Genomic DNA, 13,046 nt, shown 5'->3' on the forward strand with positions numbered 1-13,046 from the left:
AGACAAGAAATGTCGATTCATCATGAACCCCAGGTATCAAAGAAGCCGTGCGGTGATAACGACGGCAATCATCGTTTCGCGCTTTGCGGCATCCACCCCACCGCCCGTCACTGGGACGTAGGGCGAGCCAACGCCGTTGTTCGTGGTACTGGTCGTTTGATCGCGCAAGCCGGTAAGTACCAGCGACTCGCCCGGCTTCAGGCCGACGGTCTGCTGGAAACGTGCCAGTGGCTTGGTTCGCAGCTGCACCTTGGACAAGGAGGCCCCGCTGCCCTGGGTCTGTTCTTGTAGCGGGTTCAGATTCGACAGGGTCATGTCGAACATGATCAAGATGCGGCCGTTGACAACCTTTGGCGTGAACGTGCTTGTGAAGCCGGAGATGTCAGGGGCGGTTTGCATGGAAGACGTGGAACCCACGTTCGACGCCAACGTGGTCTGCGAGCTCGGGATGTAGTCCTGCAAAGTTGCAGACTGCATTGCCATGACCTTGCCGTTTTGGGTAACTCCCGAACGCGACACAACCTGCGTAACGTTGCCCAGCGTCGACAGCGCTTGCACTGCCACCTTGGTACCGTCCAGCTTGCCGCCGACAATCGTCGCGCCGACGGACATGGGTGTCGCGTTGCTCGACACCGTTGGCGGCGCCACCCCGGTGAACGTGGCACCGGTGTGCCCATTTCCGCTCTTGTACCCGAGCGAGAGATTCAAGCCGTAGTTGTCCTCTTGATTGAGCCGGACTTCGTAGATGCGCACGTCGATGGCGACCTGCTTACCGAACATGGCATCAAGAGTACGGACCCAGTCCTCAACACGATCACACTGTGGCGGCGTCCCGGTGACAGTGACAGTCCCCAGATTCGGGTCGGCGATGACCTCCGCACCATTCCCCGCAATTTGCTTGGCGATCTCCTCCAAGCGTTTCCACGGTTTCACTTCCAACGACTGGCTGGCTGTTTGTCCGCCGGTGCCCGAACCGCTTGAACCGCCAGATGTGGAGCTAGTGGTAGAAGCCGACGTGCCGCCCGAGCTGGAAGACAGGTTGCCGTCACTGGAGATCGTCCCGCTCATGGAAGCGAAGGCTCCCATGTCAGGCAACGTGAAGTTCCGGGTCTCGACTCGGAAGAACGTGAGGGTGCCGTCGCGAAAGCGCGAGTAGACGTTGTAGCGCTGCTCGTTCGTCCGCATAAAACCCTTGAAATCGCCAACGTAGTGCAGCGGTGACTGCGTCGGCATCGCTGCGGCCCCAGACTGCATGCCACCTGGGGCGGCCAACGTTGCGTTGGGCGCGCCTGCAAGACTCGTGGCGAGCCCTGCGGGTAGTTGCGGCCCCTTGACTGCGCCGGTTGCGCCGGTGGTCACAATGGACTGCGCCGAGGGGAACGGTGCATTCACCGAGGGATCGATGACCACCCGTACGTTGTAAGTGCGAGCAATCCAGTCGGCAACGTCGGCAAGCGTACTGATGCGGTCCCGTGCGTCGTTGTACGACACGGGCTTGTTGAAGAGTTCCGGTTGCGGCTTGGTCGCCTTGACCTTCTCGCCAAGAAGCCATGCCCCCTCATGGATCTGGAAGACCGGGCGGCTGCTCGGGGCAGCGTCGAGCTGCGCGCGCGTGTCGCGCATCGCGTCTTTCTGGATGCCGCGCACCTCCGCGATACCGCATCCCGACAGACTCAAGACCGTTGCCACAGCACCGGCGATCAGCTTCGGTTGATAGAAGATCCTCATTGCTCAGCTGCTCCGTTCTGGGTGATAACGATCGTGTGGTTGCCGCGCCAGCTGTCGCCGAGCACGTCTGTTCCGTTGGCTGCCAAGTCTTCCGTGACGCGCTTCACAGCAGATTCAAAGTCATCGCCATAGGATTTATTGCCCGGCACTACCCATGCGTCCTGCACCCTCCACAAGACCTTCCAACCCGCGCGCCTCGCCCACTCAAGCAATTGCTGCTCTACTGACTCGTCGGCGATGAGTTCGAACGGCCTATTTGAGGGAACGGACGTGACTGACACTGCTGGTTCAGGTGAGGTACTCGCCAACGCGGAAGCCGCGGCGACGAGCGTGTTGGGATCGGAGGCTCCGTTGCGATTGGCTTGGCCAGCGACGCTTGCTTTGCGAACACTGCTGCCAAGCGGCTGCCAACCATCGCCGTCAACGCTCTGGGTACGGGTCCCCGCGTGGACGGAGGAAACGAAGGTGCATGCAGCCATCGCGATGACGGCCATGCGCTTGTGGGAAAGAAGGCTTCTCATAACGGTCTCGCAATGTGTCAATGACTGGCACCAGCGCGCTGCAATGCCTGCCAGCGCGCGTAGATTTGGTTGGCGTAGCGCAACTGCTTGTCCGGTGAAGTGGCGTTGTATGCGCCGACGGCTTTCCAGTTCGGCCCCAGGCGCGCGATGTTCGAGCTCAGAATCCACGCCCCGACGTAGGCGTTAACACAGGGATTCCACAAGTGCTCAGGGGCAATGCCCACACGCGCCAGCGTCGGAAACCAGGAGGAGTTGATCTGCATGAGGCCAACGTCAACACTGCCGTTAGAGTTGCGATTGACAGCAAGCGGCCGCATGCCGGACTCGTGCCACGCGATGGCGCGAACGAGCGTCGGATCGAGCCGGTAGTAATTGGCCGCGTCGTCGAGACAATCCGCCCGCGCTAAACTGGCAAGAGCCAGCAGAAGTGCGAAAAAAGCGAACAGCCTTTTCGCACCGCTCACGTCTCGCACTCGGAGTCGTGATCCGCTCATTCCACCCTCGCCTTGCGCTCGTAGAAGCGCACTTCAGGGACACGTTCCACGATCACTGAGCGGCCGTCGGCCACCACAGTCAAGCGCTCAGCGATTCCGTTGAACTTGAAGTAGCGGTCCTTCAGTTCGCCCGAGCCCTCGCCGTTGTCGTTGCGTGCGCTCACATTGGCCTTTGAAGTTCGGAATACGAGGTAGGTCGCGTTGTCCTTCTCGAAGACCGATTCGAGGCCCGCTGCGTTGTCGGCCGCGAAGTCATAGCGAATCTCAGCAGCTCGCCGAACTTCGACAGCCTTACCCGCGGCAGAGACGGTGAAACGATCCACGGTATCGAACGCGACCACGCGATCACCGTCCAGCCACGTCAGGCCCTGCTTGCTGCCCTCGCTGTTCCTGATCTGGAGACCCTCAGGCTTCGTCGCAAAGCGAATTTGAATCGTCCCGGCCTTTGTGTCGCGGATGGCCTGCGCGTCAAACGCCTCGGCCAATAGCGAGCTGGCCACGCCACCGTCACCACTGCCTTGATCGTTTGGGACCGTTGCTGGCGCACCTGTGTTGCCGACATTCGCGCCGTTGCTGGCATCGGACGAAGCCACCGCGACGCCCACGGCGATCGACTTGGGCGGCTCAACACGCAGCGCGATGTTGCGACGGCCGAAGTCGACCTCCGCGTAGAGACCCTTCTGGTCCAGCAACCGCCCGAGCGCCTGAAGCCAGTTCTCGGCATCCCGCGTGACGAACGTCGTCTCCTCCGTCAGCGCAATGGTCTTTTGGGCGGTCCCCGTCCAACCGCTGGGAGCTATCGCCTTGACGATTTGCGCCAGCGGCTGCGTGACGCTCCCGGGACGCACGAGTTGCAGATTGCCGTGCTCGCCGACCATCGCGATGCGGCCGGAGAAGCCAGTGAACCCATGGGGCAAGTCCCCCGACGGATTCGCCGGCTCGCGCGTGATCGCGTTGGAGCGTTTCCAGCGCGCCGTCACCATTTGCCCGTTCGCAGTGAAGTGCAGAACGTCGGGGACACCATCAACCATGATGTACGGACCGGATGATTGCCCGTTGTCGGCCACGATGGTCTGCCCGGCACGCGGCTGAATGTACGTGCTCGACCCGTCGTTGAAGATCATCGCGGGGCGAGCCGTGGATGGCGCCACCACCTGGTAATCGAAATCCAGCGGATCGGTGTCTGCGGCGAAGGCCTGCACGGACAGAACGGGCAGCAGCAAAGCGAGGTGTCGGAACTTCGTCATGGGCTATTGGCGGAGTCCAGCCGCTTCAGGTGGTTCAGGAATCGGGCGAAGTAGGGCCCTCCACGCGCGGGGTCAGCGCTGTGATACCAAGCGACCGCCTTCATCGGAGAGCCGCTGCGTTGCCGGTTTTCGAGCAGGATGGTTTCCGCGACACGGATGTTCGATGCAGGCGACAGGGCATCCCAGGGCGATGCGAAGCGCTGGCCGTGGTAGCACCAGTTCACCTGCATGATTCCGACATCGAAATCGCACCGCTTCGCCTCGATCAGGCGGCGGATGGCACCATAGGCATCGTCTCGGGTGGCGAAGTAGTAGCCACGCCCCGCGACGTTCAACGTCCACGGCCATGGTCGCCCCTGATACGACGATTCGTTCAGCGCAATGCCGGCCAGGATGGTCGGATCGACGCGATCACTGAATTCCGCAAAGGGGGCGGCTTTCGGTGCGCAGGCCCAACCGCCCTTGCGCTCGACGATGGCGGCTTGACCCGCGTCATCCAACGAGGCGGGACGCAGCCACCCGGCACCGGCAACAACGCTGACAAGCGTCTCGGCATGAGTCACTCCGTCGGGCTGTCGCGCGGACCCGATCTGGAACTCCTGGCCGACCAAACGCTGAGCCCAGGTTTCGAAGGCGCCCAGGCCGCAGTACAAGACCGGCTTGCCCGGAAGCGTCTGCAGCCGAACCTGTCCACCGTCGCGCACGACGTAGGCCGTCGGTGAAATCACCGCATCGACCACCACGGCGTGCGCGGACACACAGGCCGCCATCAGGAGAAGCCCAATCGCCCTATTCACGGTACGGCTCCAGGACGATGTCTTGCTTGACCTGTACCAACAGCTTCTGGGCAGGTTCCGTGGTGATGGTCGGCCGAATGTTCTGGTTGCGGTTCAGGATGGTCTGCGCCGTCTGTGTGGCGACCTGGCCCGCCGCGTTGCCGTAAGTAGTCAGGCCGTTCGAATTGGAGGTCGTCGCCGTCTGCTGATTGTTGAAGCGTTGCTCCAGCACGGCGATGACAACCGCGCCATAGAAGATCTTGAAGAAATGGTTGTTGACGTCCCCGCTCACACCGGAATAGCCATTGGTGTCGGCACCCTGCATCGAGCCGAGAGGAACCCACTTCTTATTGGGGAGCTGCAGACGGGTGAACGCCACGAGAAGGCGCTCCTGCCCGATGCTGATGTCGCTGCTGTAAGTCCCAACCAGCATCGAACCTGCCGGAATCGCGAGGCAGGTGCCATCCACCGTGTCCCATACGTTCTGCGACACCATCGCGCGAAACTCGCCCGGCTTATCCGAGTTGTTGCCGCCGACAAACGTCGCTGGAATCACAAAGCCCTGGGATACGGTGCAACTCGGCAAACGGCCCGCAATACCTGTGCGCTCGTACTTCGTTGCTGCTGTCTGTTTCAGAAACTGTTGATCGCTGTTGACGGGCGCAGCATCAGCAGGCGGTGCGCCGGTTGCGTTGGCAGCCGCTGCGGCAGCCTGCTGCATCGCCCGCATGGACGCAGGGTCCAGCGTACCTTGAAGGTCGACTTTCGGGCGTGCGTTGTCACGCACCTTGTTCATGCCTGCCTTGTAGAGCGGCGCAGTAAAGATGCTGTCCTCTTCATTCTTCTTCCCCATCACCTCGGTGCCCTGACGGCCCGTCGTGAAGTCTTTCGCCGACATGACCGGTGCGCGCTGACCGGAGTCGGCTCTTACCGCAGAGGCCTCTTGGCGGGACGCCTCATCCTTGGCGGCCTGCTGCTGGGCACGGATCTGCTGGCCGAGGTTCTGCGACGCCTCACCCGCCGTCGCCCGCGATTTCATCTTCTCCGCGCGCTGCTCCTCCGACGCCTCTTTCACTTCGGCGTCGGTTTTGCTCTGGTAGTAGAAGGCAAGCGTGCCGATCAGCACCGCAGCAATGCCTGCTGCGACGTAGATAATCCCTTTGGGGATCTTCCCCTTGGAGACTCGCTCGCGAGCGTCGGTCACGTCCTCAACCTGCTTAGCCACGGCCGATCCTTTAGAAGAGACCCAAGAAGCGACCGCGGCCGCGGCGCACGATCACCTCCGTGCTACCCGACCGAAGCGCCACGGTCTCTGCCAGGCGCTGCAGCACGAGGTAGTCGCCTCGGCGAATGAAGTTCGCTACGACGAAATCACTTCCGTCCTTCACCAGCGCGACGGGCCACTCGCTGGCAGTCGCGGGCATGCGCATCCAGATGAGCTTGCCGTCATCAAAGACAGCGTCGGGCTTGAAGTCCGCGCTTCCCGACGTCGAATAGTCGAAGTTGAGCTTGTCCGGCGAAACGCCGACGGTGTTCGCCGGACGCTCTCCCTGCTCGCGTGCCTCGCCATCTGCCCGCGCCTTGATCTTGGCCATCACGGTCTCAGGGATGCGGAAGCGAACCTTCTGGTAGAAGATCCCGCCCAGGGGGGACGACACCAGCGTGAACTCGTAGGAGCGCTTGTTTGTGGTCACCGACAGGGTGTTGACCAGACCGGCAGCGTGCGGCTTGAGATAGAGATGATTGCCGTTGTCCGTTGACGATTCCCAGCGCACGCTGTCACCCCACGCCGGCTCCGACACGATCTGCTCATCGTCCGGGAACTCAATGGTGGTTCCCTTCAGTGGCGCGGTCAGGACGCGATAAATCTGATCCTTGCTGTACGTAAAGACGACGAGGCGGGAATCGCCCGGCATAGCCAGCGGTTCCGCTCCACCGTTGAACGGATTCATGGGGTTCATGGCATCCGCCATTGATCCCAAGTTCAGCGGGGGGATAACAGGTTCGGCGCGCTTCGCGGGGCGCTCGGCAGCAGCCCACGCGCCTCCGACAACAGCCAGCGCGAGACAAGCGCATGCGAGCGCCGAGGAAGTTGTGCGCAATAGGGACATGGTCATGCCGGGGTCTTCTGGAGGGTGAAGAAGACTGGGTAGATCCCGAACGGATTCGGACCCAGCGCCTCCGCATCACTTTGGGGAGGCTTGATTTCGTAGCGGAACGTGATCGCGTACCGCATGCGCTTGGGCTTCTGGCCTTCTTCGTTCGTCGTCGCGATGAATTCGACGGCGACGGTGTTGTCAGGCAGCGGCGCGATGTTCTTGATTTCGGGTTCGCGGGTGAGCGTCGGGCTGGACGTCACGGCCCGGAACGGTGCGTCCTCGTCAAACCATTGATCGAACTGCTTGCGTGCAGTCCCAACCATCTGCTCCTTCGCGGACTTGATGCTCTTGTACATCCGCGCATCCTCGACCACCGGCGTCAGCATCGGTTCGATCGTGAACCAGCGCGTGATGAGGTCCTTGAACCCGACCGTCAGGTCACGTCCTTTCGGCTCGTAGGGCTGCAGCACTCTGACCAGGGGCTGGCCGTTGGCGTCGGAGCTGACGCCATAGGACTTCACCACGGAAGGTGCCGGCTCGCGCGTCGCCACGGCAACCAGGGCCGTCAAGCTCGCAATCAAGAAGGCGATCTTCCAATGGTTGCGGTCGACCTTGACCGCGGTCGTTTGATCGAAGACGGCCTGGGCAATGCTTTTCTCCGCATACATGCCGGGATGCGGTGAAAGCACCTTCGCTTGTTCGGATTTCTTGCTTTTGAAAAGACCCATTCCGGCACCCAATTAGATGCCGACAATTGAATCAGGAATGAATGCGGACGCTTGATTCAAAAGCCCCGCGATATTTGCGAGCTTTTCACCGATGTCATGTCAGTCGGTGAGCCACCTGACTAGCGCGTTCACGGAGTGAAGTTTGGGTGCCAAAAAGCGCGCGTTGGTTTACCGCGTTCGGGATAAATCCCCGGAAAGCGCCCATCCGCATAGAGGCTTTCCGCACTTTGGTCCATCGCGGGTATCCGCCCCGGATTGTCGTTCTACGTCCTGCGCGACAAGCAAGACGGTCTTAGCGCAGTTGAGCACCCCAGCTCTTCGAGCCTTGCATCGTCGCCAATGCATTCATTCCGCGAAAGCTGAAAAAAATGACCCCGCTTTCGCCGCGAGGGCCTGATCCGTTTTCCAAAAGAATAGCGCCATGACCGCGAATCATGACCCCTATTCCAATCAGCTCACGCCGCTCGAAGAAAGCGCCGTGAAGATGTTCTTTGAATCGCTCAAGCCGATTCAACCGGTGCTTGAAGAGGCGACCGTGGCCGAAGTCATGATCAATCACCACAACAGCGTGTGGGTTGAACGCAAGGGCCGATTGGAGCGTCTCGATCTCATGCTGGAGCCCAAGAAGCTTGAAGGCGCAATCCGCGCGCTGGCTTCGTCGGTTGAGAAATCGGCGGTCAAAGGCACCGATCAAGGGATCATCAACGCCGGCCATAAGGGGCTGCGGATCGCCGCAGTCATGCGCCCGACCGCAATCGACGGGCACGCCCTCAGCATTCGCCGTCACCGTGAAAAGAACCTGACGCTCTCCGACTACACGGCGATGGGCGCGTTCTCTTCTTCCGTCGCGCGCAACCCTGACGACGATCAGATCATCTTCCCGCCCGACGTCTCCGACGACGGGCTCGCGCACGCGCTGTCGACCATGGTGCGGCAGCGCAAGAACGTGCTCGTCGCCGGTGGCACATCGTCCGGCAAAACCACCTTTCTCAACGCGCTCGTTGGCGAGATTCCACACGAAGAGCGAATCATCTCCATCGAGGACACCCAGGAACTGAAGCTAAGCGTCCCGAACTGCGTTCGTCTTCTTTCGAATCCCGACAAGAAGGTCACGACCCAGCAATTGGTCGCGCTGAGCCTGCGTTTTCGTCCCGACCGTGTGCTGGTTGGCGAGGTGCGTGGCGGCGAGGCCTTCGACTTCATTCAAGCCCTCAATACCGGCCACGACGGCGGGATGGGCTCCCTGCACGCCAACAACGGCCGCACTGCGCTCTCCCGCCTGGAGAGCCTCGCCATGCTCGGCATCCCGCTCGGCTCGCGATGGGATCTGAGCGACATGCGCAAGCTCATCGCCGACTGCTTCCACTACGTCGTGCACATGCGGCGCACGGGCGAGATGCGGCACGTCTCCGAGATTCTGGAGATCCAGGGCTACGCAAACAACGACTACGTCATCAAACGTGTTTTCTAAGGGGGTTTCATCATGATCCAAGCAGTCCAGCGCCTGCTCAAACGCGCAACCACCTGGCGCGGCACGGTGGCACAAGCCGTTGCCATCACCACCCTGCTCTATGGGGCGGAGGCCCGCGCCGACGAATTGGCCTCTCTGTCCGGTTTCGTTTGCATGATCGCGAACTTCGTCAAGAGCGGCTACCTGCTCGCGGGCGGCGTGATTGTGATCGTGATCGGTGCAATCGCCATCGCGCAGTCCGAATCCACCATCGTCAAATTCGTCTCGACGATTGGTATCGGTATCGGCATTGCAGCGGCTTGTATCCCGCTGCTGCAGAAGTTCGGCATCTCCGCCACGTACTGCACGTTCGTCTAACCATGCGCCAGCACAAGGTTAGTCGCTCGCTGTCACTGCCTCGCATGATCGGTGGTGTCGTGCGTGGCTTCGCCATTGCCAACGGCACGCTCACCGCAGTGCTGGTCTACATCACCTACCGGGCGGGTTGGCAGTTTATCTGTGGATTCCTCGCGCTCGGCATGGTGGTTCACATGGCGCTGCGTTGGCTGACCAACAAGGACCCGTGGTGGAACCAAATCCTGATGGTCTATGACCGCTATGGCGACTTGTACGAGCCAGGCCCCTGGCACGGCAAGCTCGGCGCGCGCTTTCGCCGGCCCTACGGGTTCGACAGTGATCTGCCATGCTGAAGAAAAAACGGCCCATCCAGGAAATCGCTCCCTGGCTCACCTTTATCACGCCCTCGCTGGTGCTCGGCAAGGATGGCAGTTTGCTGGCCACCTACGGGCTGGGGGGCGTTGACGCGGACCACCCCAACAAGAGTGAGATCACATCCGCTCGGGATCAGCTCGATCAGGCCTGCCGCAGCCTGGACGGTCGCATCACTGCGTGGTGGCGCATCAAGCACCGCCGCGCACACGACTACATCGCCGGCGAGTTCGCCAGTGCTCATGACGCCAAGATCGACGAGCTCAATCGGGCCAACATGTCATCGGGCAAGTTCTACCAGAACACGCACTCGCTCGCGCTCAGCTACACGCCCGCATCCGGCCTGGACAAGATCTTCGAAAAGATCAGCTACCACGTCACGGTGGGCGGCAAGGGGCTGGTCGCGGCGTTATTCGAGTCGCTAAAGGACACGTTCCTCGCGCGCAACGCGTTCGCATTCGATCTTGCCAAGACGCAGGCCGATGCCAAGCGCTTCGAAGGCATGCTCGATGCGTTTGTTGGCGGCAACACCAAGATCGGGCTCAAACGGCAGATGCTGCAGGAGTCCATGGCACTTCTGCATCAAGCGGCGAACCCATCGGTGCCGCCACGCAGGATTCGCTTCCCGATGACGCTGCTGGACACCCACCTCACCGAGTCGATCGTGACGCCGGGTGCCGAGCAACTGCTCTTTGAGTCGGCGCATGGAATGCGCTACGCGGCCGTGGTCGCCGTCAAGGAATGGCTCGGCTTCCAAGAAGCGGCGCTGGACGTCCTGACGAAGCTCGATGTTGAGCTGGACGTCTGCGTCCTCTACCGCTTCTTGGACAACTCCAAGGCCAACGTCTACATCGAGAAGATCCGCAGCTTCTACAAGATGGCGAGCTTCAACCTGTGGAAGATTCTGAAGCAGTTCGCTGCCAAGGAAGAACAGGAGAACGATGAGGGCCGGGAACAGCTCGCCGACGAGGCGGGTCAGGCACTTCGCCGGCTGACCGCGGATGGTCAGCAGCATGGCTTCGCCAACATCTCCGTCATCGTCTACGGCAACACCGAAGAGGAATGCTCGGACGCGGTCAGTCTGGTCGTTGGCGCCATCAGTAACGCGGGGTTCGGCACGATTCGTGAAGGTACGAACCTGATGCCCGCCTGGAACTGCACGCTGCCCGGTCGTTGGGACAACCAGCGGCGCCTGCAATTTGTCGAAACACCGGCCGTGTCGGACGTCGCCCCGATTTGTACGATCAATCCGGGGCCGACCCGCAACGACTGGCTCTCGGACAAGGCCGGCAAGGAGATGCCACCACTCACCTGCTTGCCGACACGCCACCTGACTGCCCAGCGCGTCGACATGCACGAGCCCGGGGGCAATGGCCACCTCTTCGTGATCGGCCCGATCGGTGCCGGTAAGTCGGTATTCCTGAATTTCCTCATGTCACAGTCGGGGCGCCATAACCCCCGGCGCATCCGGTTTGATAAGGACCGGTCGACACGCATCACCACGCAACTCGGTGGTGGTCAATTCATCGATGTCACCGGTAAGTTTGCGACCGCCACACGCTGCAACCCGCTGTCCCTGCTCGGCGAGGCGGAGAACCACGCCTACGTGACGGAATGGCTGATCTTGGCCATCGAGGACGAAGACGGATTCAGGCTCACCCCCACACAGAAGACGGACATCTTCGACGCGGTTCAGATTCTGGCCGGCTATAGCCGCGAGCAATGGACCCTGTCCTTCTTCGCCACACTGATCCACGCCGATCTGCGCGAGCGGCTGCAGCTCTGGATGAAGGGTGGTCAGTACGGTGACTTCTTCGACAACGTCGACGACGCGTTCCAAATCAGCGATGACCTGACCATCGAGATGGGTGAGCTGCTCATCAACTACGAGCGCGCGGCGGTTCTATTCCTAGACTACGCCTTCTTCCGGATCAGCAAGAGCATGGATGGTCAGCGATTCACGCTGATCGAGATTGAAGAGGCGGGCTTCTTCTTCAAGTACGAACGCTTCTACAGGCGCTTGGAAACGTGGCTGACCACCATCCGCAAGCTCAACGGTGCCGTGTGGATGGCAACACAGTCGCTGCGCCAGATCGCGCGGATTACCGACTTCGAGGTGCTGAAGGAAACCATCGCGAACTTCATCTACCTGCCCAACAGCCTCGCCAATACCAGCAAGAACCTGTACTGCGACACGTTCGGCCTGACCGTCGACCAGGTGCAAATGATCAACGACGCCGTGCCGAACCGCGACTACCTGTGGGTCACCCGGACCACGTCGCGCATGCTCCAGACGGACTTCAAGCCTGAGATGGTTGCCCGGCTGCGCTCCGACGGCAAGGCGCAAGCGGTTTTCGACAAGCACTACATGCAGGGCGATGGCTGGGAGGACCGCTACGTGCGTGAACTTCTGGCCGCCTAAGCCGAAGTCGTACCACGGCGCTGCGTTGCGCCATCTCTCAATCGAAGGAGCCACCCATGCTCAAGACCACATTCTCTGCAACTTTGCGAAAGATGCGCGGCACATTCGTCGTGGCCGCATCCGCCGTCGTGCTGTCGAGCCCCGCCCATGCCTCCGGCTGGCCGGTGTTCGATGCCGCTAACTTCCTCAAGAACACCATCAGCGCGGCGCAAGCGTTGAAGACCGAGGTGTACGAGAACACCAACATCATCTACCAGTACAAGATGATGCTGAACCAGCTCCAGCAGGCTGTGGGCCTTGATGACATCAAGAACCAAGCGCAGATCGACTCGATCCTGGCGGACGTGAAGCGCTACTCGGACTACGGCCAAGTGCTCCAGCAGCTTTACGGGGCAGTCTCCAGCGATGCGAGCTTCTTGGACAAGGTGAACGGCCTGGTGGTGGTGTCCGGCAAGTCGCCCGCGCAATGGTTCGAGGACCAACGCACGCTCCTGACCTCTGGGAATAAGACGGCGCAAGCCTTGTTCGATGCCGGCACCGACGTCGCCAAGAACATCGCGCATCTGGCCCAACGTCGTCAGGACCTGCAGTCACAGATGACGCTGAGCCCGACGGCGCAGGCCACCGCCCAGACCACCAATCAATACCTGGACCTGCTCTCCAGCCAGAACGCCGACCTCATCAAGCTGATTGGCACCAAGGTGCAGGCTGACGCCGTGAAAGACCGGAAGGAGAACGCCGACACGGAAGAAAAAACGGCGGCCATGCAGAGCGTGATCTCCAGCCAGGACGCTCAGCTCCAGAAGCTGCGCCAGTCCGTGTACACGCGCAGCAGCACCGCCCAGTGAGAGT

13 protein-coding genes are annotated in these 13,046 nt (G+C 61.2%); 5 read left to right on the forward strand and 8 right to left on the reverse strand.

Going from position 1 to position 13,046, the window contains the following annotated elements; all coding sequences use genetic code 11:
• Positions 1-36 precede the first annotated feature (36 nt).
• The 8 genes from V6657_RS27815 to V6657_RS27850 form a co-directional block, all read right to left on the reverse strand.
• Positions 37-1,623 (reverse strand): pilus assembly protein PilN, encoded by a 1,587-nt coding sequence (locus tag V6657_RS27815; protein WP_235180683.1) that lies wholly within the window; start codon positions 1,621-1,623, stop codon positions 37-39.
• A 101-nt stretch (positions 1,624-1,724) separates the two neighbouring features.
• Complete coding sequence (locus V6657_RS27820; protein WP_012435632.1) at positions 1,725-2,249, reverse strand: toxin co-regulated pilus biosynthesis Q family protein; 525 nt, start codon at positions 2,247-2,249, stop codon at positions 1,725-1,727.
• Positions 2,250-2,266: 17 nt separating this feature from the next.
• Positions 2,267-2,743, reverse strand: a complete 477-nt coding sequence (locus tag V6657_RS27825; protein ID WP_012435631.1) for a lytic transglycosylase domain-containing protein — start codon at positions 2,741-2,743, stop codon at positions 2,267-2,269.
• On the reverse strand, positions 2,740-3,990 hold the full coding sequence (locus V6657_RS27830; protein ID WP_012435630.1) for a hypothetical protein: 1,251 nt from the start codon (positions 3,988-3,990) through the stop codon (positions 2,740-2,742). The genes V6657_RS27825 and V6657_RS27830 overlap by 4 nt, the downstream gene beginning before the upstream one ends.
• On the reverse strand, positions 3,987-4,760 hold the full coding sequence (locus V6657_RS27835) for a lytic transglycosylase (RefSeq protein WP_012435629.1): 774 nt from the start codon (positions 4,758-4,760) through the stop codon (positions 3,987-3,989). Before V6657_RS27835 ends, V6657_RS27830 begins: the two co-directional genes overlap by 4 nt.
• Positions 4,761-4,779: 19 nt before the next feature.
• A complete protein-coding gene (locus V6657_RS27840) occupies positions 4,780-5,991 on the reverse strand; it encodes a TrbI/VirB10 family protein (RefSeq protein WP_012435628.1) in 1,212 nt (403 codons plus the stop codon).
• 10 nt (positions 5,992-6,001) lie between these two features.
• Complete coding sequence (locus V6657_RS27845) at positions 6,002-6,883, reverse strand: TrbG/VirB9 family P-type conjugative transfer protein (RefSeq protein WP_012435627.1); 882 nt, start codon at positions 6,881-6,883, stop codon at positions 6,002-6,004.
• A complete protein-coding gene (locus V6657_RS27850) occupies positions 6,880-7,593 on the reverse strand; it encodes a type IV secretion system protein (RefSeq protein ID WP_012435626.1) in 714 nt (237 codons plus the stop codon). The genes V6657_RS27845 and V6657_RS27850 overlap by 4 nt, the downstream gene beginning before the upstream one ends.
• 421 nt (positions 7,594-8,014) lie before the next feature.
• Here V6657_RS27850 and V6657_RS27855 point away from each other — a divergent pair, with 421 nt between their 5' ends.
• Genes V6657_RS27855 through V6657_RS27875 form a run of 5 tightly spaced genes read left to right on the forward strand, consistent with a single transcriptional unit; the run spans position 8,015 to position 13,042 of the window.
• Entirely contained in the window at positions 8,015-9,064 is a 1,050-nt protein-coding gene (locus tag V6657_RS27855; RefSeq protein WP_012435625.1) for an ATPase, T2SS/T4P/T4SS family, read from the forward strand.
• Between the two features lie 12 nt (positions 9,065-9,076).
• Positions 9,077-9,421 (forward strand): hypothetical protein, encoded by a 345-nt coding sequence (locus tag V6657_RS27860; RefSeq protein ID WP_012435624.1) that lies wholly within the window; start codon positions 9,077-9,079, stop codon positions 9,419-9,421.
• A 2-nt stretch (positions 9,422-9,423) separates the two neighbouring features.
• Positions 9,424-9,753, forward strand: coding sequence for a VirB3 family type IV secretion system protein (locus V6657_RS27865; protein ID WP_012435623.1), 330 nt, complete (start codon positions 9,424-9,426; stop codon positions 9,751-9,753).
• A complete protein-coding gene (locus V6657_RS27870; protein WP_012435622.1) occupies positions 9,747-12,194 on the forward strand; it encodes a VirB4 family type IV secretion system protein in 2,448 nt (815 codons plus the stop codon). Before V6657_RS27865 ends, V6657_RS27870 begins: the two co-directional genes overlap by 7 nt.
• Before the next feature lie 56 nt (positions 12,195-12,250).
• A complete protein-coding gene (locus tag V6657_RS27875; protein WP_012435621.1) occupies positions 12,251-13,042 on the forward strand; it encodes a conjugal transfer protein TrbJ in 792 nt (263 codons plus the stop codon).
• The last annotated feature ends 4 nt before the right edge of the window (positions 13,043-13,046 follow it).

Source organism: Ralstonia sp. RRA (assembly GCF_037023145.1).
Taxonomy (GTDB): domain Bacteria; phylum Pseudomonadota; class Gammaproteobacteria; order Burkholderiales; family Burkholderiaceae; genus Ralstonia.

Coding starts and splice junctions, on each gene's coding strand:
- V6657_RS27815 (WP_235180683.1), bottom strand. CDS start 1,623: ATGCGCGACACGCGCGCGCAGCTCGACGCTGCCCCGAGCAGCCGCCCG.
- V6657_RS27820 (WP_012435632.1), bottom strand. CDS start 2,249: ATGAGAAGCCTTCTTTCCCACAAGCGCATGGCCGTCATCGCGATGGCT.
- V6657_RS27825 (WP_012435631.1), bottom strand. CDS start 2,743: ATGAGCGGATCACGACTCCGAGTGCGAGACGTGAGCGGTGCGAAAAGG.
- V6657_RS27830 (WP_012435630.1), bottom strand. CDS start 3,990: ATGACGAAGTTCCGACACCTCGCTTTGCTGCTGCCCGTTCTGTCCGTG.
- V6657_RS27835 (WP_012435629.1), bottom strand. CDS start 4,760: ATGGCGGCCTGTGTGTCCGCGCACGCCGTGGTGGTCGATGCGGTGATT.
- V6657_RS27845 (WP_012435627.1), bottom strand. CDS start 6,883: ATGACCATGTCCCTATTGCGCACAACTTCCTCGGCGCTCGCATGCGCT.
- V6657_RS27850 (WP_012435626.1), bottom strand. CDS start 7,593: ATGGGTCTTTTCAAAAGCAAGAAATCCGAACAAGCGAAGGTGCTTTCA.
- V6657_RS27855 (WP_012435625.1), top strand. CDS start 8,015: ATGACCGCGAATCATGACCCCTATTCCAATCAGCTCACGCCGCTCGAA.
- V6657_RS27860 (WP_012435624.1), top strand. CDS start 9,077: ATGATCCAAGCAGTCCAGCGCCTGCTCAAACGCGCAACCACCTGGCGC.
- V6657_RS27865 (WP_012435623.1), top strand. CDS start 9,424: ATGCGCCAGCACAAGGTTAGTCGCTCGCTGTCACTGCCTCGCATGATC.
- V6657_RS27870 (WP_012435622.1), top strand. CDS start 9,747: ATGCTGAAGAAAAAACGGCCCATCCAGGAAATCGCTCCCTGGCTCACC.
- V6657_RS27875 (WP_012435621.1), top strand. CDS start 12,251: ATGCTCAAGACCACATTCTCTGCAACTTTGCGAAAGATGCGCGGCACA.